A 20,810-nucleotide genomic window follows, 5' to 3' on the forward strand; every position below is an offset into this window, starting at 1 on the left:
TTCAGGCGACGGCACGGATATCGATGCCGTCCCAAGGCCGGCGGTCGACCCAGGCGTTGATGTCGAAGTCGCGTTCGAGGAAGCCCCACTCATAGAGGAAGTCCTTGTAGTGACCGATTGCATCGACCAGTTCAGGCTCAAGACCCAGGCCCAGATGCTTGTGGAGGTCAGGGCCATTGGCGGCGGCGACCACCTCTTCGGAAGCGCCGACTTCGCGGGCGACGAAACGGCGGACATCATCGGGATGGGCCTCGGCCCAGTCGCTGGCGCGATGCAGCGTTTCGATGAGGCGCGCAACGAGGTCCGGCCGGTCCTCGGCAAGGCGCTCGTCCACAGTCAGCACGCGCGGCGAGCCGGAATTGATGCGGATTTTTGGATCGGGGTGGAAACCGAACTCGACGACCGTATGGGCGGCGATGAGATTGGCGACCGCGATACCGCTGGTGCCCTTCACATAGATGGCGTCCACCTCGCCGCGCAGCAGGGCGGCGATTTCGGCCCCATAGGCCTGACGGTTGCGCAGCCCGTAAAGCTGCGGACCTTCGCGGCCATCGAGCACGGAATCGGTCAGCGCGATGTCGACGATCTCGACCTGGTCATGACGCAGGCCTTCGAGCGACAGGGCGGAGACGAGACCCTTGAGCGTCGTCGCTGCCATGAAATCGACGATCCCCGGCGGGCGACGAGCAATACCGAAGCGGCGGCCGACCAAGTCCTTGGTGGTTTTGATGCCGCTCTCGGGCAGGGTGATGATGGCCTGGAACTCATCGGTCCAGGTGATGCCGACAAGGCGCGTCGGATTGCCTTCCGAGCGTGCGCGGATCGGTGGGACATTGCCGCCGTGGCGGAAGGAATAGTTGAGGTGATGGTCGAAATGGCTCGACCGGATCGCCCGATCCTTGCTGTCGATGATCGAGTTGAGCTTCACGCCCTCTTTGGCAAAAGCTTCTTCCAGAAGGCCCAATTGCACCGCCAGGCCAACCGGAGTGGGCACGGGGCAGCGCGTGTACCAGATCTCGGAAATCGTGTTCTTGATCGTCATGCCTCGTCTCCTGTTGGCGGTAGCAGGTTTTTCCAAACCGGCATCCCAATGCGTTTGTCTGTTTCCGTCTTGCTCTGTGAAGAGCAATTAATTTGCGTGAATGTTCAGAAATGGCCGATCTGTAAGAAGCTAGTTCCTGAAATAGCGCAAAGTAAGGATGAATTTGCCAAAGCAGATTTGACAAAGCCTATAAAACTAGTCAACATAAATTTCGCAGGCTGAACCCCGGAGCCGAGCGCCGCTCTTCCCGGATGCCGCAAGGACCCCGTTGCTCTTATCGAGTGAAAGAGAAAGCGCTCATGTCAGCTCTGCTGCGCATATTGAGGACGTTGCGACGCACGCTTCTGCAAGCGGTGCCCACCGTTCTCGGCATCATCATTCTCAACTTCTTCCTGCTGCAGCTCGCCCCCGGCGACGCAGCTGACGTTATGGCTGGCGAAGCCGGTTCAGCGACCGTCGAAACCATGCAGGCGCTGCGCGAGCGCTTCGGTCTCGATAATCCGGTGCTGGTGCAGCTCGCCAACTATCTCGGCAATCTGGCTCAGTTCAGCCTTGGCTTTTCGCCGCGTTACGGCATGCCGGTCACCGAGTTGATCGGGCAGCGCCTGCCGGGCACCCTGACGCTGATGGCCATGGCTCTCGCGATCGCTATTCTCATCGGCCTGACACTCGGTTCGCTGATGGCGGCCTTTTCAGGCCGCCTGCCGGATCGCCTGCTCTCCATCTTCGCGCTGCTCTTTTATTCCGTGCCCGGCTTCTGGATCGGCTTGATGCTGATCGTGCTGTTCTCGGTGACGCTTGGCTGGCTGCCGAGCGGCGGGGCAGGGGCCATCGGTTCGTCCTATACTGGCTTTGCCGCCATCGTCGACAAGGCGCGCTACATGGTGCTGCCGGCGACGTCACTGGCACTCTTCTACGTCGCGATCTACGCTCGCCTGACGCGCGCTGCCATGCTCGAGGTCAAGAACCAGGACTTTGTGCGCACGGCTTACGCCAAGGGGCTCTCGCCCGCAGTCGTCACCGTCAAACATGTGCTGCGCAACGCGCTCATTCCCATCACCACCATGGCCGGCATGCATGTCGGCGGCATGCTCGGCGGCGCGGTGGTGGTCGAGACCGTCTATAGCTGGCCCGGCCTCGGGCGGCTCGCCTTCGAGGCAGTGATGGGCCGCGACTACACCGTTCTTCTGGGCATCCTGTTGCTGTCGTCCATCCTGGTCATTCTGGCCAACGCGCTGGTGGATATCGCTCAGGCTTGGCTCGATCCCCGCATCGGAGAGCAGAAATGACGACCGAAACCGCCGTCACGCACGCCGCTACGCCCATACAGGCGCGGGCCAGCGCCACCCAGGCCGAAAAGCCGGATATGCCTCAGTGGCATAATATCAAGGCACCCGATGCCCGCGCCACGCGCACTGCTACGGTATCCGTGCCCGCCGGTCGCCGCGAACTGGCTGCCTTCTTGCGCAATCCCAACGCGCTCTTCGGTCTGGTGTTTTTGTCGCTGATGGTCGCCGCTGCCCTCGTCGCGCCGCTCGCCTTTCCGGGTGATCCGCTCGGCATGGTGGGCAAGCCATTCCTGTGGCCCGGTCAGGACGCTGCCTTCCCGCTCGGCACCGACTCCATGGGCCGCAATGTGCTGGCCGGTCTCTTCCATGGCGCACGCATTTCACTCTTTGTCGGCCTGACTGCGACCGCTCTTGGCCTCGGCGTCGGCATCACCGTCGGCTCGCTGGCCGGCTATTTCGGCGGCTGGGTCGATGACGTGCTCGTGCGCATTATCGAAATCTTCCAAACGCTGCCGAACTTCGTGCTGCTGGTCGTGCTCGTCGCCATCGCCCAGCCCTCGGCTACCACCGTGTCGGTCGCCATCGCCATTGTCAGCTGGCCCATGGTGGCGCGTCTCACCCGCGCCGAGTTCCGCGCCATCCGCGAAAAGGATTATGTGGTTGCCGCGCGAAGCCTCGGCTTCCGCCACCCGCGCATCATCTTCAAGGAAATCCTGCCCAACGCCCTGCCGCCGCTGATCGTTACGGCCTCTGTCATGGTCGCGACCGCCATCCTCATGGAATCTGCCCTCAGCTTCATGGGCCTGGGCGATCCTAATGTGGTCAGCTGGGGTTCGATGATCGGCAATGGTCGCGAGCTTATCCGCACCGCCTGGTATCTCACCTTCCTGCCCGGTCTCGCCATCGTCTTCACCGTGCTCGCCCTCAACCTGATCGGCGATGGTCTCAACGACGCGCTCAACCCGCGCTTTTCGGAGGAACGCTCTTGAGCCCCGCATCCAGCCGTCTTCTCGAGGTCGAAAACCTCACCGTCCGCTTCGGTTCTGCCGATCCAGTCCGCCACCTGAGCTTTTCCGTAGATCGCGGCGAAACCGTCGCTGTGGTGGGAGAGTCGGGTTCCGGCAAATCCCTCAGCGCCCTGGCCCTGATGCGCCTCCTGCCGCGCAATGCGCAGATCCCCAATGGCCGGATCACCTTCGAAGGCACCGACCTACTGAAACTCTCCGACCGCGACATTCGAAAGGTGCGCGGACGGGAGATCGCCATGATCTTCCAGGAGCCAATGACCAGCCTCAATCCGGTCGCCACCATCGGAAACCAGATCGTGGAAGTGCTGCGGCTCCACGAAAAGCTGAGCAAGAAGGAAGCGCGTGCCCGCGCCATCGAACTGCTCAACCTCGTGAAAATCCCTGACGCCGAAAAGCGTGTCGATGATTTCCCGCACCAGCTTTCTGGCGGCCAGCGTCAGCGCGTGATGATCGCGATCGCCGTGGCTTGCAAACCCAAGCTGCTGATTGCCGACGAACCGACAACGGCACTCGATGCGACCATTCAGGCGCAAATTCTCGAACTTCTCGACGAACTCCGCCGCAAGCTCTCCATGGGCCTGCTGCTGATTACCCATGATCTCGGCGTCGTCTCGCGCTGGAGCGACCGCGTCGTGGTCATGTATCACGGCGACAAGCTCGAAGAGCTGCCAGCTTCCGAACTCTTCTCGCCAGACCGTCACCCCTATACGCGCGGCCTGGCTCAGGCCTCGATCCGGCTCGAAGACGGCGTGCACTACACCTCGCGCACCCTCTGCGAAATCCGCGTGGTCAAGGATGCCAACGGGCAGAACGATTACCAGATCCGTCAGCCCGTCCCGCGCGATCTGCCACCGGTCGCCAATGACGACGAGCCGATCCTGCAGGTGGACGGCCTCTCCGTCAGCTACCGTACCCGCAATCGCGAAAACCGCGCCCTCGACAAGGCAACGCTGACCCTCGCCAAAGGCGAAACCCTTGGCATCGTGGGCGAATCCGGGAGCGGAAAGTCTACCCTTTCCAAGGCGATCATGCGCCTCGTCAACGCAGAGAGCGGTAGCATCCGCTTCCAGGGACAAGAGATCACCGGCCTCGGCCCTCACCAGCTCCAGCCAGTTCGCCGCGACCTGCAGATGATTTTCCAGGACCCCTTTGGTTCGCTCAACCCGCGAAAATCGATCCGCGACATTCTCGAAGCGCCGCTGATCGTCCACGGTGTACGCGACGCTGCCGAACGCCGCCGTCGCATCGACGAAACTTTTGAGCATGTGCGCCTGCCGCTCTCGGCGGCGGATCGCTATCCCCACGAATTCTCGGGTGGCCAGCGCCAGCGCATCGGCATCGCCCGGGCGCTGATCCTGCGCCCTTCGCTCGTCATCTGCGACGAGCCGGTCTCGGCGCTAGACGTGTCGATCCAGGCGCAGATTCTCAATCTTCTGGTCGATCTCAAGCGCGATCTGGGGCTCAGCTATCTCTTCATCTCGCACGATCTGGCGGTGGTTCAGTACATTTCCGACCGCGTCATCGTGATGAAGGATTCCCGCATTATCGAAGAGAGCGACCACAAGACCATCTGGTGTCAGCCCAAGACCGACTACACCCGCGCGCTCATCGCCGCGGCGGCCGGTGGTGAAACCCGGAGCAGGGCGCTCGCTTCCTGACCTCAATTCCACCTTCAATATCAAAGACCATGGTGCCGGTTTACGGCACCACGAACAGGGAGTTTTCCATGGTCGACTATCGCTATCTCGGTCGCAGCGCGCTGAAAGTGTCGCCGATCACCTTGGGCACCATGATGTTCGGCAATCAGACGCCTGATGACGTTGCCTTCCGCATCATCGACAAGGCGCGCGAACAGGGCATCAATTTCATCGATACCGCCGACGTCTATCACGACGGCAAGTCTGAGCAGACGGTCGGCAAGGGCATCAAGAAGCACCGCGATGACTGGGTGGTTGCCACCAAGTTCGTCAATTCGCGCGATCCCAAGCCCAACAAGGGCGGCTATTCGCGCAAGTGGGTCTATGAGACCGTCGAGAATTCGCTGCGCAATCTCGATACCGACTATATCGACATCATCTATTTCCACCGTGCCGTGTTTGACGCCTCGCTCGAAGAGCCCGTCCGCGCCATTGCCGATCTGATCAAGGCCGGCAAGCTGCGCTATTTCGGCGTGTCGAACTTCCGCGGCTGGCGCATTGCCGAAGTGGCCCATCTCGCAGACCAGCTTGGCATCGATCGCCCGATCGCCAGCCAGCCGCTCTACAACATCGTCAATCGTACCGCTGAAGCCGAGCAGCTCCCGGCTGCCGTCGCCAACGGCCTTGGCAATGTCTCCTACAGCCCGCTCGCTCGCGGCGTGCTCACCGGCAAGTACAATGTCGGCGAAGCGGCCCCGGCCGATAGCCGTGCCGGCCGCGGCGACAAGCGCATGCATGACGTGGAATTCCGCGAAGAATCCATCGAGGTCGCCAAGAAGGTCGCTGCCCACGCTGCCGCCAAGGGCACGACGGCTGCCGACTTTGCGCTGGCATGGGTATTGAACAACCAGCTCATCACCTCGGCCATCGCCGGTCCGCGCACTGAAGAGCAGTGGGATGGCTACATCCGCGCTCTCGATGTGAAAATCGACGCCGACGATGAAGCATTGGTGGATAGCCTCGTGGCGACCGGCCACCCCTCCACTCCGGGCTTTACCGATCCCGGCCACCCGGTTGAAGGCCGCGTGCCGCGCTCGGCTGCCGGGTCTGCGCAGATCATTCCGCTGAGCCGTACCCAGCGCGTCGCCTAAGCTTTTCTGATTGCGTTTGAGGGGCCGGCAGCTTGCCGGCCTCTTCGTTTGTGGCGGGACAGAAGAGGCATTTTCTTCTGCGGTTGGTCCCGTTTCGCCACTCGTCGACACGCGAGGCGGCTCATGTCTAGGCACTCGCGCCAAATTTTTCTGTTTGGGTGACTGACGGCGTTGAGTGTTTTTCCGCCCGCTGCCCCAGTTCGTAATCCATTATCTCGATAAAATAACTAGACATTATAAAGTCATCCTGCCCCACCCCGATAGGTGGCCCAGTTTCCACGTCGCTCTCGCAGCGGTACGCAACGGTCAGGACCAAAAATGACGACTTCCAAATCACGTGGCGTGCTCGCCCCAACGCGCCGCGCCTTCCTGCTTTCCACGGCTGCACTCGCCCTCGTCTCGACGCTGCCGGGCTTCGCTTTCGCCCAGAGCGCGACCCCGACGCCAGGCGGTAGCGTGTCGATCAACATCGGCACCGAGCCGCCAGTGCTTGTGCTCATTGCCCACACGGCAGGCGCTGCCTACTATATCAGCGGCAAGACCAATGAAGGTCTGCTGACCTATGACGAAAACTTCCAGCCCCAACCGCTTCTCGCCACCGAATGGGAAGTCGCCGAGGATGGCCTGCGCTATGCCTTCAAGCTGCGCGAAGGCGTGAAATGGCATGACGGGACGGACTTCACCGCTGAAGACGTCGCCTTCTCCATCCTGGCGCTGAAGGAAAATCACCCACGCGGCCGCGCCACCTTTGCATCGGTCGAAGCCGTCAACGTGCTTGGCCCGCACGAAGTCGAGCTGATCCTTTCCAAGCCCGCACCGTTCCTGCTGACTGCTTTCGCCAGCTTCGAAGCGCCGATCGTGCCCAAGCATCTCTATGAGGGCACCAACATCCCGGAAAACCCGCACAATTTCGCACCGGTCGGCACGGGCCCCTTCACCTTTGTCGAATGGGTGCGCGGCAGCCACGTCATTCTCAAGAAGAACGAAAACTACTGGGGCGAAGGCAAGCCCTATCTCGACCAGCTTATCATCCGTTTCATCGTCGACCCGGCCGCGGCCGTCGCCGCCATTGAATCGGGCGAAGTGCAGGTTTCGGTCGCCAACGTTCCGCTCACCGATATCGAACGCCTGAAGGCAAATCCCAACCTCGTCGTCGACACCCGCCCGGCGCCCTATTCGCCGAGCATTGCGCGCGCCGAATTCAATCTCGAAAACCCCTACCTCGCCGACGTAAAGGTCCGCCACGCTATCGCGCATGCGATCGACAAGGATTTCATCGTCAACACCATCTATCTCGGCTACGCCACCCGTCTCGACGGTCCGGTGAGCCCCGATCTCGCGCGCTTCTACAATCCGGATGTGCCGAAATACGACTTCGACCCGGCCAAGGCCGAGGCACTGCTCGATGAGGCCGGCTATCCGCGTGGCGCCGATGGCTTCCGCTTCAAGCTCTTCGTCGATCCGACCCAGCCCTCTGGTCCGCCCAAGCAGACCGGCGAATATTTCGTCCAGGCTCTCGCCAAGGTCGGCATCCAAGTCGAGCTGCGTACGCAGGATTTTGCGACCTTCGTGAAGCGCATCTTCACCGATCGCGATTTCGACATCGCCATCGAAGGCATGAGCAATCTTTACGATCCGACCGTTGGTATCCAGCGTCTCTACTGGTCCAAGAACTTCAAGGTCGGCCTGCCGTTCTCCAACGGCTCCAAGTACGAAAACCCGGAAGTTGATCGTCTGCTCGAAACCGCAGCCGTCGAGATCGATCCCGCCAAGCGCCTGCAACTGTTCAACGATTTCCAGCGCATCGTGGTCGAGGACCTGCCGACGCTCGACATTGTCACGCCCGCGTCGATCACCATCTCCGACAAGCGCGTGCAGAACCTCAAGCTCGGTGCCGAGCACCTTTGGACCAACGGCGCGGACATCTACCTCGCTTCGTAATGTCATCAGCCTGCCGAGGATTGTCCCCGGCAGGCGTCTTTTTGTGCAGGAATATCAATGACCGTTGTGCCCCAAAGCGTCTGGTACGCCCATTCACCCGCCGTCGCGCCGCTCATCGTTGCCCTGCATAAGGGCTGGCTTGCCGACGGGCTCTCCCAGCAGGGGATCGGCTTTCAATCGGTCAGCGGCCACGCCGATCCGGCCATTCGCCGGTCCTATTCCGACCATCACCTCAATTTCCAGATCCGCCAGGGCGGCAATGTACCGGCCCTCTGGGCGCGTTCGAACGGCGCCAATACGCGTCTCGTCGGCCTCACCTGGACGCAGGAGTTTCAGGCGATTGTCACTTTGCCCAAGACCGGCATCAAGACGGCCAAGGACCTGACCGGCCGCCGCTACGCGGTGCCGCGCTTCGCGCCGCTCGGCTATCAGGTGCTGGCGCCCTTCGCCATTCGCGGCCTCGTCAATGCGCGCGCCGCTGAGGGGCTTGATATCGCCGGTATCGAACTGGTCGATGTGCATGTCGGTCGTGACGCTGCGGGGCAGGGTGAAACCTTCGGGCGTTTTGCGCCAAAACGCCTTGCCATCTATGCCGATGAATCCCTGGCGCTGCTGCGCGGCGAGATCGATGCTTTCTACGTCAAAGGCAGCGAAGGTATTGCGGCGGCTAGCTTTATCGGCGCCAGCGTCGTCAGCGAATTCGGCTTCCATCCGGACATCAATATCCGCGTCAACGCCGGCACGCCGCGCCCCCTCACGGTGGACCAGGCCTTCATCGATGCTCGGCCGGACCTTGTCGATCTGCTGGTGGGCGAAATTGCCAGTGTAGGCGATTGGGCCAACGAGAACCGCGCCGAGGCCATCGCCATCCTTGCCCGGGAGAACAATGTCGGCGAGCATTTTGCCAATCTGGCGCTGGGCGATGACCTGCTCACGGCGCTCGGTCTGACGCTGGAGGTGGGCGAGTTGCGGGCTTTTGAGGCCTACAAGCAGTTCCTGTTGGAGTGGAAGTTCCTCGACAAGGACTTCCCGCTCGATGCTTGGGTCGCGCCACAACACCTTGCCGCAGCACAGAATTTTCAGAAGACCAAGGCGCGACCATGACCGCTGCCGCCCAGAAAATCTCGCCCGTTTCGCGCGGTCCGAGCCGTGAAGAATTGCTTGCCCGTATCCCGGCTCTGGTCGCCGAGATCGCCAAGGGCGCGGCGCAGCGGGACCTGAACCGCGAACTGCCGTTCGAGGCGTTTCGGCTGTTCCGGGAGTCTGGGCTGGGTGCCCTGCGGGTGCCGGTGGAACTGGGCGGGCCGGGTGGTTCTGTGCCCGATTACATCGAGTTGATCGCGGCCTTGGGATCGGCAGATTCCAATGTGGCTCATGCACTTAGGTCGCATTTCAACTATGTCGAGAACCTGGTGCTGAGCGGCGCCGACCAGCGCGATGCGGGGGCCATCGAGCGGGTGCTGGAGGGCAAGCTGTTTGGTGGGGCGCATACCGAGCAGGGCACGGCGCGGCCGGGTGAGGTGACGACGAAAATCTCAAAGGTTGGAAGCACTTGGCGGCTCAATGGGCGCAAGTGGTACGCGACCGGAACGGCCTATGCCGACTATGCTTCGTTCAGTGCGATCAATGAGGCCGGCGAGACGGTCGGAGTCCTGCTGCCGGTCGATCGGGAGGGGATTGAAATCCTCGACGATTGGGATGGCATGGGACAGAAGTTGACCGCGAGCGGCGGCGTAGTGCTTGATAATGTTGAGGTTTTTGAGCACGAATTTGCGCGTCGGAGTCTGGAAAACCAGGTCGGCCGGCACTGCTCGACGCTGCGGCAATTGCATCTGGCGGCGAGTGCGGCGGGGGCGGTGCGGAACGTTTTGAGCGATGGGATCGACTATGTGAGGAAGCAGGCGCGGTCGGCGGCGCATAGTCCGGCGGCGACGGCGCGGGAAGATCATTTCGTTCAACAGGTTATCGGTGAAATCGCGGCTAATTCGCTGGCGATCGACACGCTGATTGCCGAGGGCGCGAAGGCGCTGCAGCATACCGCAGATACGTTCGCAACGGGTGACGCCGAGGCTATCGAAACGTCCCTTATTGCTAGCACACTGGTAACGGCGAAAGCCCAATTGGTTATTGGTCAGCTAGGACCGCGCACGGCCGAGCGCATGTTCGAACTCGGTGGCGGTTCGGCGACCTCGCGAAAGTACAATTTCGACCGTCACTGGCGGAACATCCGGACCGTGCTCAACCACAATCCGCTGCTACACAAGTCGCGCATTGTCGGCGACTACATCCTCAATGGCACGACCACCCACTTGAAGGAAGGTAAGGTCTTCTAGGAAGACGTCCGGGCCCAAGGCCCGAATGCTTCGGTGAGTTGTGCATAGCGGCCACCGGCGATGCGGGCGACGATGTCGAGTTTGTCGCTGGCGATGTGGAAGCGGTCGGCGTCGAGGATGGCTTCATCGGCGATATGGGCAATGAGAACCTGGCCGACGGCGATCCAGCGGCTGGGTCCCAGTTCGACCGTGTGGATCAGCTTGCACTCATAGGCGACCGGGCTTTCCCCGATGCGCGGCGGCTTGACCTTGATGCTGTCGAGCTTGGTGAGGTTCGCTTCGCTGAACTCGTCGACCTCGGGCGCAAAATCGCGGGCGGTGACGTCCATCTGGGCGAGGGCGGCGCGGGGCACGAGGTTGACGACGAATTCGCCGGTGGCGCGGATATTGTTGCCGGTGTCCGAGGGGCCATTGGCGCCATCGTGGATGCCGAGCGCGAGAACCGGTGGGTCCTCTCCGAAGACATTGAAGAAGGCGAAGGGCGCGGCATTGTTGACGCCATCGGCGCTGCGCGTCGATACCCAGGCGATGGGACGCGGGATGATGGTCGAGGTGAGGAGCTTGTGTCGGTCGCGCGGACCGATCTCTGCGAAATCGAAGATCATGATGGTTCCGGGGGAATGCGGGAGGAGGCTGTGGCGATCTGTTGCCATTGGCCGTCGGCATGGCGCTGCCAGACCGAGAGCTGGCGGCTATCGAGGTGAACTTCGCGCTCGCCTGAAATGACGGTGAGACCGAAGCGGCCATTGTAGATGGCAGTATCGCCGAGAAGGCGAACGCTGGCCTCGGAGACTTCGCCATTGGCAAAGCGGACGCGGCCGGCAGCGAGCCGATCGAGGAAAGGCGCCTTGCCCTCGATCATGCCATTGCTGTGGGTATAGGTCAGCTCGTCGGAGAGAAGGCGGTCGAGCGTTGCCACATCGCCGGAGCAGAAGGCCCGCAAACGGGCCCTCTCTCCTTCGAGGACGGCGGCAATGCCGGCTTCGGTGGTTTGCGCACTCATGCCGGGCTCAGGAAGACGTCGGCGCCATTGGCCGAGTTGCCGTCGATGGTGGTGACGAGGTTCTGGATGCGCTTGTCGTAGACGGTAAAGCTATCGGGGGCGACGAGGTCGATGACCGGGAGGTCCTTGACCACTTCGCGCTGGAAGTCGCCGAAGAGTTTTACGCGCACGGCCGGATCGTTTTCCTGCGCGGCGGTTTCGAGCAGGCGGTCGGTTTCAGCGCTGATATAGTTGGCACCATTGGAGAAGGGCACCCCAACCTTGATATTCTTGCTCCAGTAGAGGCGCTGAATGCCGACGGTTGGATCGAAGAGATTGCTCATCGGCTCGATGGCGAGATCGAAATCCCGATCGGTATAGACGCGCTTGACGAAGGAGCCGAAGTCGCCAGTGCGGATGGTGGGCTTGATGCCGATCTTGTCGAGCTGCTGGGCCACATATTCGGCGATCTGGCGCTGCGGACCCACGGCGATCATCGGATCGACGAAGAGCGCGAAGCGACTGCCATCGGCGCCACGTTTGTAGCCGGCTTCATCGAGCAGGGCTTCGGCCTTGGCGATATCGAGCGGATAGGTTTCAACGTCGGGCGTATAGAACTCGGCGACGGCCGGATTGACCGGACCGGTCAGCGCCTTGGCATTGCCGAGGAAGACCGTATCGACGATGAACTGCTTGTCGATGACATGGGCGATGGCCTGGCGAACGCGGATATCCTGCAATTCCTTGCGGTCGAGATTGAAGAGGCCGCGCAGGATGCCGTTGATGTAGCCATTGCCGCGGGTTTCGAACACGAAGCGGCTATCGGCCTTGAGACGTTCGAGATCGGTCAGCGGCACGACGCCGATGGAGACCTGCACTTCGCCCGATTCGAGCGCCGCGACGGCGGCAGCCGGGTCGCTGATAAAGCGGATGACGATCTGGTCGAGATGCGGCTTGCCCTGGTCCCAATAGTTGGGATTGCGTTCGAGCAGCACATGACTGCCGCGCACCCATTCCTTGAAGATGAAGGGGCCAGTGCCGATCGGGGCATTGAGGGCCGGATTGGCCGGAATATCCGTGCCTTCAAAGATATGCTTGGGCAGGATCGGGGATTCGAGGGCGGCAAGCGCCTTGAGGAGATAGGGCGCCGGATCGGAGAGGGTAACTTGTACCTCGTGGCTGCCCAGAGCCTTGACCTCGGTGACATTGGCCAGCGTGCCGCGGCCGCGCGGATGCACTTCCTTCAGCGCCAGGATGGAGAAGACGACGTCGTCGGCGTCAAAATCCTCGCCGTCATGCCATTTGACGCCTTCGCGCAGTTTGAACGTGTAGGTGAGACCGTCTTCGCTCACGGCCCATTCGGTGGCGAGCTGCGGGCGGGGGGTAAAATCGAGATCGTAGCTCAGGAGGCCCTCGACGATCTTGGGGCCGATGCTGATGGCCGAACCGGTATTTGTCGCCGAAAGCAGGGCGGTGGGTTCGGAGCCGACATTGATGGAAATGCTGCCGCCTTGCACCGGCTCCTGGGCCCAGGCGAGGCTCGGCAGGGCGCTCGCAAGAGCAAGGGCGGCCGTCGACAGCAAGAGGGTGCGGCGACGCAGTGAAAAGGGAGAAGACACGGCTGACGCTCCGGTGCAGAGGGGAATATTTTGCCTTTCGGCTGATACCCACTTTCATATTTTAGAATGTTGATGGATTTAATAGACATTAGGCGAAACAAATTCTCCGGGTGCGAGCCAAGATGACAAATTCCTCCGAACTGTTCCTGATTACCGGTGCAACCGGCAAACTCGGTCGCGTGCTGACGCCCAAGCTGATCGCTGAAGGGCATCGCATTCGCGTCCTGACGCGGAGGCCGGAAACGGCCAGGGAGCTTTATGGCGACAAGGTCGAGATATCAGAGGGGGACTTTTCTGTACCCGCCTCCCTGCCAGCGGCGCTCGACGGGGTGAGCAAGGTGTTGCTGCTGTCCCCGATCAGCGAGCGACTGGCCGAGGATCAGATTGCGCTGGTCGATGCGGCCAAGGCGGCGGGTGTGAAGCGGATCGTGAAGATTTCAGGGTCGGACTGGACGGTCGGCACCTCGTTCTCGGGCGATGCACACAAGAAGATCGAGGATCATCTGGCCCAGTCGGGGCTCGAATATGTGGCGGTGCGGCCGAACGCCTGGCTGCAGGTGTCGCTCGCAGCGGTGGCGGCGCAGATCAAGCGCGGCGAGGCTATTGCGGCGCGGCATGGGGCCAAGGTGGGCTATGTTGATGTGCGTGATATTGCCGATGTGGCGATCAGCCAGCTTCTGGCGCCGAAGGTGGCGACGGGTCCGCTCGTGATCACGGGGCCGGATTCGCTGTCTATTCCCGATATTGCGGGACTGGCGACGCGGATTATCGGCAAGCCGGTGGGTGTGTCTTCGGCGGTGGCCGGGTTGCCGCCGGGTGTTGAAGGATTTGAGGCCGAGGTGGTGAAGCAGTTCTTTGTGGTGATTGCACAGGGTGGTGCGGCCGGGCTGACTGATACGGTCGAGCGCGTGCTGGGGCGGAAGCCGCGGAGTGTGGAGGCGTATTTGGCGGAGGAGTTGGCTTAGCCACACACTCGATGTGACACCCTCCCCTTGACGGGAGGGCTGGGGAGGGGTGTTCACGACCACAGACATGGTGGCTCCCGCACCCCCTCCCGTCCTCCCCCGTCAAGGGGGAGGTGTCGCGCCGGTGGGTGGCGAAAGTTCTGCATCCTTTCACAGTGTCATCCCCGCGAAAGCGGGGATCTCCGTTTCTGGAACAGGGATTCCCGCTTTCGCGGGAATGACACAGTGGGGTGGCCCACGAAAAACCGGATTTTGCGCTCAAGCCGGAACCGGTGGACGAAAAACCCGGATATCGTCCATTGTTTGGAAGTGTCTCCCTCGACTTTTTTGGTGTAAATGCCGACTAATTCCGTCGTCATTTAACGGACTGAAATTGACCGATCACATCTCCAGCGGCGCGGCTTCGAGTGAAGCCATTATCCAACTGCGCGGGGTCGAAAAGACCTTTGCGGCACGCGGTGCCAATGCGCCCGTTACTGCACTTCATGAAATCAATCTCGACGTGCCGCGGGGCGCCATTCTTGGCGTTATCGGCCGTTCGGGCGCCGGCAAATCGACGCTGATCCGCCTGGTCAACGGGCTGGAACTGCCCAGTTCCGGCTCGGTTCGGGTCGATGGTGTCGAGATTTCGGCACTGGAAGAACGGGCACTGCGTCAGGAACGTCGCTCGATTGGCATGATTTTCCAGCACTTTAACCTGCTGGCGCGGCGCACGGCCTTTGGCAATGTGGCGCTGCCGCTGGAAATTGCTGGCGTATCGAAAGCCGAAATCCGCAAGCGCGTGTTGCCGCTGCTTGATCTGGTGGGCCTGTCGGACAAGGTCGATCGCTATCCCGCCGAACTCTCGGGTGGGCAGAAGCAGCGCGTCGGCATTGCGCGGGCGCTCGCGACCAATCCAAAGGTACTGCTCTCGGACGAGGCGACTTCGGCGCTCGATCCGGAAACGACGGAACAGATTCTGGCGCTGCTCCGGCAGGTCAATGTCGATCTCGGCGTGACCGTGCTGCTGATCACCCACGAAATGTCGGTGATCAAGGGCGTCGCCGATCGGGTGGCGGTGATTGACGAAGGTCGCATCGTCGAAGAGGGCGCGACCTATGATGTGTTCACCGGGCCGCAGCATGCGACGACGCGCAATTTCGTCGCCAGCATTACCGGTACGCAATTGCCCGAGCATCTGGCCAAGCGCCTGACTGTCGCGCCCGAAGCTGGCAAGGAAGCGCTGGTGCAGCTGGTGTTCAAGGGAGAGGGCGCGGCGCAGCCGTGGCTTTCCGTGCTGACGCGAAAACTCGATGTCGATCTCGGCATCGTGCAGGCCAAGGTGGACCACATTTCCGGCCGGCCCTTCGGCACGCTGGTGGTGAGCCTGCCGGACGTGGCCAAATTGCCCGCCCTTTTGGTGACCTCCAAGGAACTGGGTCTCGAAACGGAGGTGCTCGGCTATGCCTGAAGTTTTCTCGCCCCAGATCCTGAAGCTGCTCGTCGATTCCTTCGTGCAGACGCTCTACATGGTCGGCATTGCCGGCTTTATCGGCACGCTGATCGGCCTGCCGCTCGGCGTGTTCCTGGCGACCAGCCAGCGCGGTGAATTGTTTGCGGCGCCGGCGGTCAATGCCGTGCTTGGGCTGATCGTCAATGCGGCGCGCTCGACGCCGTTCATCATTCTCGTCGTTGCCATCATTCCGCTGACGCGGTTGATTGCCGGGACCTCCATCGGCACCAGCGCGGCCATCGTGCCGCTGACCATTGCGGCGGCGCCGTTCATTGCCCGCGTGATCGAGGCGGCCATTCGTGGCGTCGATCAGGGGTTGATCGAGGCGGCACGGTCGATGGGCGCAAGCCCCTTGCAGATCGTGCAGAAAGTGCTGCTGCCCGAGGCGCTGCCGGCCATCACGCTGGCGCTGACGCTGACTGTGGTGAGCCTCATCGGCTACTCGGCCATGGTGGGGGCTGTCGGCGGCGGCGGTCTCGGCGATCTCGGTATTCGTTTCGGTTATCAGCGCTTCATGCCCGACGTGATGTTGGCCGTGGTGCTGGTTCTGATCGTTCTCGTCCAAGGCGTGCAGAGCCTTGGCGATTCCCTTGCGCGACGCTTCGACAAGCGTTCGCGTCATTAGCTCCCCTCCCTCGAAAGGATTTTTCCCATGTCGTTCAAGACTGTCATTGCCGGTGTGGCCCTTGGCCTCAGCCTGATCGCGGCGCCGGCCTATGCCGAAACCATCAAGATCGGCGCCACCCCCGGCCCGCACGCGCAGATCCTCGAAGCCGTGAAGCCGATCCTGGCGGCCCAGGGTATCGATCTCGAAATCCTCGAATTCTCGGACTATGTCCTTCCGAACGAGGCTCTGGCTTCGGGCGAACTCAACGCCAATTCGTTCCAGCACCAGCCTTACCTCGACAACCAGGTTAGGGATCGTGGCTATGCCATCGAGTCCGTGGCGACGACCGTGAACTTCCCCATCGGCATCTACTCGGACAAGTTCGAGAACATTGCCGACCTGCCCGATGGCGCCAAGATCGGCATTCCGAACGATCCGACCAATGGCGGTCGCGTGCTGCTGCTGCTCGAAGACAATGGCCTGCTCGACCTGACCGAAGGCGTGGGCACCGCTGCCAGCGTTGCTGACATCATCGGCAACCCGAAGAATTTTGAGATCCTCGAAGTCGACGCTGCCCAGTTGCCGCGTGTGCTGCCCGACGTCGATGCTGCCGGCATCAACACCAATTATGCCGAACAGGCGGGCCTTGATCCGGTCAACGACCCGATCCTGCGCGAAAGCCCGAAGGGTCCGTATGTGAACGTGATTGCCGTTCGCTCCGAAGACAAGGATCAGCCTTGGGTGAAGGCTCTGGTTGAGGCCTACCACTCGGACGAAATCCGCACGTTTGTTGAGACGACGTTTAACGGCGCTGTGCTGGCGAGCTGGTAATCACTCGTCGCCGTCATTGCCGGGCTTGTCCCGGCAATCCATCTCGCCGTCGCATGGACCACCGGGACAAGCCCGGTGGTGACGATGGGGTAGAGGGCAGTTAATCCCCGCGAAAGCGGGGATTTTTTGTTTTTGATGGAGCGACGGAGCTTGCGGCTCCACCCCCTCCCGGCCTCCCCCATCAAGGGGGAGGTGAAGGGGTGGTGGTTTTGAACTGCCTTCTGCCACACACTCGGTCTGCACCTCCCCCTTGATGGGGGAGGATGGGAGGGGGTGATTGTGGGGCAGAGGACTACAGAAACATCACTCCGGCATTGGCCGGATGAAGTGGTTGTTTGCCACTTCCCGCGTCTCTGCCTGCGGCAGGGCCGATTGGCGGCGGATGAACTCGATGCGGTTGAGTTCTTCGGAAAAGCGCGTGTCCGAGAAGCGGCGATCCGGGTCGGGCACGGCGGACAGCAGAAGCCGCGTATAGGGGTGCTGAGGGTTGGTCAGTACGCTCTCGGTGTCACCCCATTCGACGATCTGGCCAGCATACATCACCATGATGTCCTCGGCGACATAGCGCGCCGTGGCGATGTCGTGGGTGATGTAGAGGAGCGCTAGGCCCAGTTGGGCCTTCATGTCATCGAGCAGGTTGAGGATGCCGAGGCGCACGGAAACGTCGAGCATCGAGGTCGGCTCGTCGGCGACGATGACCTGCGGATTGACCGCAAGCGCGCGGGCGATGCTGATGCGCTGGCGCTGGCCGCCCGAGAGTTCGTGCGGGTATTTTGGCATCAAGAGCGCCGGATCGAGTTTGACCCGTGTGAGCAGTTCCTCGATGGCGGCGGTGCGCTCCTTGGCGTTCAGTTTTGGCTGATGGAGGCGCAGCGGGCGTTCGAGGTGGTAGCGGATCGTGTGGGTGGGGTTGAGGGCCGCGAAGGGGTCCTGGAACACCATCTGCACCGAGGCGCGATAGGCTTTCAATGCCTTGGCACTGGCCTTGCCGAGGGGTGTGCCGCGGAAGAGCAACTGGCCTTCGTCGGGCGTATATTCGCGCATGATGAGGCGGGCCGCAGTGGTCTTGCCGGAGCCGGATTCCCCGACCAGCGCCAAGGTGCGGCCGGGATGGAGGCCGAAGGAGACCGAGCGGGCAGCATAGACCGGCTTGTCGGCGCGGCCGAAGGTTTTGCTGACATTGTCGAGGGCGAGGATGGCGTCGCTCATGACTGGGCTCCCTCGCGGATCTGTTCGCCATGCAGTTTTGGCATCGAGGCCCAGAGGCGTTTTGTGTAGGCGTGCTGCGGCGTGCGGTAGATGGTCTGGGCGTCGTTGACCTCGACCAACTCGCCTTCGAGCATGATGCCGATGCGGTCGCTGACCTGCACCATGAGGCCGAGATCATGGGTGATGAAGAGCACGGAGAAGCCGAGTTCTTTCCTGAGCACGTCGATGCGCTGCAGGATTTCGCGCTGCACGACCACGTCGAGGGCGGTGGTGGGTTCGTCCATGATGAGCAGTTTTGGATTGAGCGCGAGGCAGATGGCGATGACGATGCGCTGGCGCATGCCGCCCGAGCACTGGTGCGGATAGGATGTCAGGCGGTCGGGCGAGATGTCGACGAGCTTTAGCAGTTCGGCGGCACGCTCGCGGGCTTCGGCACGGCTGATGCGGGTGTGGGCTTTGAGGACGTCATAGAACTGCGTCTCGATGGTGAGCACTGGATTGAGCGAGTTCATGGCGCTCTGGAACACCATGGCGACTTCGCGCCAGCGGAAGCTGCGCAACTCATTGTCATCGAGTGCCAAGACGTCGCGGCCACCGACCAGGATCTGGCTGCCCTTGCGGATGAGGGCAGGGGGGCGATGGAGGCGGCTGACGGCGAAGGCGATGGTCGACTTGCCGCAACCGGACTCGCCGGCAAGGCCGAAGAACTCGCCCGGCGCGATGTCGAAGGAGACATCCTTGACGGCGTGGAAGTCTTTTTCGGCGCCGATATAGTCGATGTTGAGATTGCGGATGGAGAGGACGGGATCGTTCATAGCTTGCCCTCTCCGATGCGGACCATGCGGGTCCAGCGATTGAGCATGCCGCCAGTGCGAAGGCGCGGATTGGCGATTTCGTCGATGGCGAAGTTGATGAGCGCAAGGCCAAGGCCGAGGACGGCGAGGGCAACGCATGGGGCGAGGAGGTCCCACCAGGCGCCGACCGAAAGGGCCGATGCGTTCTGGGCATTGTAGAGCATGATGCCCCAGGAGACGGTGTTGGGATCACCGAGGCCGAGGAATTCGAGGGTTGCTTCGGTGATGACGGCGAAGATGACGCTGCCGATGAAATTGATGCCGACGATGGAAATCAGGTTCGGGAAAATCTCGAAAGCCATGATGCGCCAGCTTGGCTCGCCCAGCATTTCGGCGGATTTGACGTAGTCGCGCTGGCGGATGGAGAGCGTTTCCGAGCGGGTGACGCGCACGCCCCAGGCCCAGGAGGTGAGGCCGAGAATGACGGCGATCACCAGCGGGCTTGCCTGACCGACAAAGGCGGCGAGGACGAGGAGGAGTGGCAGGTTTGGAACGACCAGCACCATATTGGTGAAGAAGTTGATGACCTCGTCTATGACCCCGCCCTTGTAGCCGGCAATGATGCCGAGGACGGTGCCGATGATGGTGATGGCAAGGCCGGCGCCGAACCCGACGGCGAGCGAGACGCGGGCGCCATAGACGAGGCGCGCAAAGACGTCGTGGCCGAGACGGGTCGTGCCCAGCCAATGCTCCCATGAGGGAGCCTGATGCGGACGCCCGACGCGCTTCACCGGGCTATATTCGGTGAGGAAAGGCGCGAAAATGGCGACGAGGATGATGAGAAGAAGAATGGTGAGACCCACCATGGCCTTCTTGTTGCCGAGCAACTGGCGGAAAAGCGTCATCGCTCAAGCCTTCTTCAAACGGGGGTCGAGCAGCACATAGCTGAGATCGACGGCGAAATTGGCGATGAGCATGGCGGCGGTCATGATCAGGAGTTGACCCTGGATGACCGGGTAGTCGCGGGCGATGATGGCCTGGTAGAGCGTGTTGCCGAGGCCGGGATAGTTGAACACCACTTCTGTGACGAGCGAGCCGCCGAGCACAGTGCCAAGCGCGATGGCAAGGCTCGAGACGGTCGGCAGCAGGGCATTGCGGGCGGCATACCAGAGCATGACGCGACTATCGGCCAGGCCCTTGGCGCGGCCCATGACGATGTAGTCCTCGCCCAGCAGGTTGATCATGTTGTTGCGCATGGTGACGGCGAAGCCGCCCGTGAGCACGATGACCATCGTCAGCATGGGGAGGGTGCCGTGATGGATGACGCTCGAAATGTAGGTCCAGTTGAAACCCGGATCGAGCAGCGGATCGGCGGCATAGCCATTGGGGAACCAGCCGAGCGTGTAGCCGAAAAGGAAGAGCATGATCAGCGAGACGACGACGGCGGGGACGGAGCTTGAAAAGATCGCGGTGAGCGAGACGATGGAGTCGAAGATCGTGCCGCGGCGCCAGGCGGCCATGACGCCAAGGAAGGTGCCGAGGGCGAAGCTGAAGAGCGTCGCGATGCCGACAAGGCCGAGGGTCCAGACGAGGGCGCGGCCCAGAAGCTCGGTGACGGGCAGGGGGAAATACTTGATCGAGCGGCCGAGGTCGCCGGTGAAGACGCTCTGCAGGTAGCGCAGATATTGCTCGCCGATGGGCGCGTCGATGAAGCCGAAGGTGAGCTTCAGGGCGTTGAGATTTTCGAGGGAGAGCTCCGAGCCGGCGCTGGCGAACATGATCTGGATGGGATCACCCGGCATCAGACGCGGCAGGAAGAAATTGACGGTGGCCGCGGCGATGAAGGCCGCAAGGTAGAAGGCGAGACGCCGGAGCAGGAAGGTCATGGGT

General features: G+C 61.9%; 19 protein-coding genes. 11 read left to right on the forward strand and 8 right to left on the reverse strand.

Annotation, left to right across the window (positions count from 1 at the left end; all coding sequences use genetic code 11):
- Position 1: 1 nt before the first annotated feature.
- Positions 2 to 1,042, reverse strand: coding sequence for an ABC transporter substrate-binding protein (locus tag ACSQ2A_RS02825; RefSeq protein ID WP_436070994.1), 1,041 nt, complete (start codon positions 1,040 to 1,042; stop codon positions 2 to 4).
- A gap of 299 nt (positions 1,043 to 1,341) precedes the next feature.
- On the opposite strand from ACSQ2A_RS02825, the gene ACSQ2A_RS02830 reads away from it, so the two are divergent.
- From ACSQ2A_RS02830 to ACSQ2A_RS02860, 7 genes are all read left to right on the forward strand, one after another.
- A complete protein-coding gene (locus tag ACSQ2A_RS02830) occupies positions 1,342 to 2,331 on the forward strand; it encodes an ABC transporter permease (protein WP_436070995.1) in 990 nt (329 codons plus the stop codon).
- A complete protein-coding gene (locus tag ACSQ2A_RS02835; protein ID WP_436070996.1) occupies positions 2,328 to 3,320 on the forward strand; it encodes an ABC transporter permease in 993 nt (330 codons plus the stop codon). Before ACSQ2A_RS02830 ends, ACSQ2A_RS02835 begins: the two co-directional genes overlap by 4 nt.
- On the forward strand, positions 3,317 to 5,017 hold the full coding sequence (locus ACSQ2A_RS02840) for an ABC transporter ATP-binding protein (RefSeq protein WP_436070997.1): 1,701 nt from the start codon (positions 3,317 to 3,319) through the stop codon (positions 5,015 to 5,017). Before ACSQ2A_RS02835 ends, ACSQ2A_RS02840 begins: the two co-directional genes overlap by 4 nt.
- Positions 5,018 to 5,085: 68 nt before the next feature.
- Complete coding sequence (locus ACSQ2A_RS02845; protein ID WP_436070998.1) at positions 5,086 to 6,147, forward strand: aldo/keto reductase; 1,062 nt, start codon at positions 5,086 to 5,088, stop codon at positions 6,145 to 6,147.
- Positions 6,148 to 6,465: 318 nt separating this feature from the next.
- Entirely contained in the window at positions 6,466 to 8,088 is a 1,623-nt protein-coding gene (locus ACSQ2A_RS02850) for an ABC transporter substrate-binding protein (RefSeq protein WP_436070999.1), read from the forward strand.
- Positions 8,089 to 8,145: 57 nt separating this feature from the next.
- Positions 8,146 to 9,192: an ABC transporter substrate-binding protein gene (locus ACSQ2A_RS02855; RefSeq protein ID WP_436071000.1), complete on the forward strand. Its 1,047-nt coding sequence runs from the start codon at positions 8,146 to 8,148 to the stop codon at positions 9,190 to 9,192.
- Positions 9,189 to 10,421 carry an acyl-CoA dehydrogenase family protein gene (locus ACSQ2A_RS02860; RefSeq protein WP_436071001.1) on the forward strand — a complete coding sequence of 411 codons (1,233 nt, stop codon included), beginning with the start codon at positions 9,189 to 9,191 and terminating at the stop codon, positions 10,419 to 10,421. Before ACSQ2A_RS02855 ends, ACSQ2A_RS02860 begins: the two co-directional genes overlap by 4 nt.
- Here the strand turns inward: ACSQ2A_RS02860 and ACSQ2A_RS02865 are convergent.
- The 3 genes from ACSQ2A_RS02865 to ACSQ2A_RS02875 are packed head-to-tail and all read right to left on the reverse strand — an operon-like array spanning position 10,418 to position 13,022.
- Positions 10,418 to 11,026: a flavin reductase family protein gene (locus ACSQ2A_RS02865; protein WP_436071002.1), complete on the reverse strand. Its 609-nt coding sequence runs from the start codon at positions 11,024 to 11,026 to the stop codon at positions 10,418 to 10,420. The two genes, ACSQ2A_RS02860 and ACSQ2A_RS02865, sit on opposite strands and share 4 nt — an antisense overlap.
- Positions 11,023 to 11,424, reverse strand: coding sequence for a nuclear transport factor 2 family protein (locus ACSQ2A_RS02870; protein WP_436071003.1), 402 nt, complete (start codon positions 11,422 to 11,424; stop codon positions 11,023 to 11,025). The genes ACSQ2A_RS02865 and ACSQ2A_RS02870 overlap by 4 nt, the downstream gene beginning before the upstream one ends.
- On the reverse strand, positions 11,421 to 13,022 hold the full coding sequence (locus tag ACSQ2A_RS02875) for an ABC transporter substrate-binding protein (protein ID WP_436071004.1): 1,602 nt from the start codon (positions 13,020 to 13,022) through the stop codon (positions 11,421 to 11,423). Before ACSQ2A_RS02875 ends, ACSQ2A_RS02870 begins: the two co-directional genes overlap by 4 nt.
- Positions 13,023 to 13,144: 122 nt before the next feature.
- Between ACSQ2A_RS02875 and ACSQ2A_RS02880 the strand changes: the two genes are divergently transcribed.
- The 4 genes from ACSQ2A_RS02880 (at position 13,145) to ACSQ2A_RS02895 (ending at position 16,917) form a co-directional block, all read left to right on the forward strand.
- Positions 13,145 to 13,987, forward strand: coding sequence for an NAD(P)H-binding protein (locus ACSQ2A_RS02880; RefSeq protein ID WP_436071005.1), 843 nt, complete (start codon positions 13,145 to 13,147; stop codon positions 13,985 to 13,987).
- A gap of 373 nt (positions 13,988 to 14,360) precedes the next feature.
- Entirely contained in the window at positions 14,361 to 15,437 is a 1,077-nt protein-coding gene (locus tag ACSQ2A_RS02885; protein WP_436071006.1) for a methionine ABC transporter ATP-binding protein, read from the forward strand.
- Complete coding sequence (locus tag ACSQ2A_RS02890; protein ID WP_436071007.1) at positions 15,430 to 16,104, forward strand: methionine ABC transporter permease; 675 nt, start codon at positions 15,430 to 15,432, stop codon at positions 16,102 to 16,104. The genes ACSQ2A_RS02885 and ACSQ2A_RS02890 overlap by 8 nt, the downstream gene beginning before the upstream one ends.
- A gap of 27 nt (positions 16,105 to 16,131) precedes the next feature.
- Positions 16,132 to 16,917, forward strand: a complete 786-nt coding sequence (locus ACSQ2A_RS02895) for a MetQ/NlpA family ABC transporter substrate-binding protein (RefSeq protein ID WP_436071008.1) — start codon at positions 16,132 to 16,134, stop codon at positions 16,915 to 16,917.
- A 303-nt stretch (positions 16,918 to 17,220) separates the two neighbouring features.
- Here the strand turns inward: ACSQ2A_RS02895 and ACSQ2A_RS02900 are convergent, their stop codons facing one another.
- From ACSQ2A_RS02900 to ACSQ2A_RS02915, 4 genes are read right to left on the reverse strand one after another with little or no spacing between them, the layout of a single operon-like run.
- Positions 17,221 to 18,126 (reverse strand): ABC transporter ATP-binding protein, encoded by a 906-nt coding sequence (locus tag ACSQ2A_RS02900; protein ID WP_436071009.1) that lies wholly within the window; start codon positions 18,124 to 18,126, stop codon positions 17,221 to 17,223.
- Complete coding sequence (locus ACSQ2A_RS02905; protein WP_436071010.1) at positions 18,123 to 18,941, reverse strand: ABC transporter ATP-binding protein; 819 nt, start codon at positions 18,939 to 18,941, stop codon at positions 18,123 to 18,125. The genes ACSQ2A_RS02900 and ACSQ2A_RS02905 overlap by 4 nt, the downstream gene beginning before the upstream one ends.
- A complete protein-coding gene (locus ACSQ2A_RS02910) occupies positions 18,938 to 19,825 on the reverse strand; it encodes an ABC transporter permease (RefSeq protein WP_436071011.1) in 888 nt (295 codons plus the stop codon). Before ACSQ2A_RS02910 ends, ACSQ2A_RS02905 begins: the two co-directional genes overlap by 4 nt.
- Positions 19,826 to 19,828: 3 nt before the next feature.
- Complete coding sequence (locus tag ACSQ2A_RS02915; protein WP_436071012.1) at positions 19,829 to 20,806, reverse strand: ABC transporter permease; 978 nt, start codon at positions 20,804 to 20,806, stop codon at positions 19,829 to 19,831.
- Positions 20,807 to 20,810 lie beyond the last annotated feature (4 nt).

This window comes from Devosia sp. LjRoot3, from assembly GCF_964252865.1.
Lineage (GTDB): Bacteria > Pseudomonadota > Alphaproteobacteria > Rhizobiales > Devosiaceae > Devosia.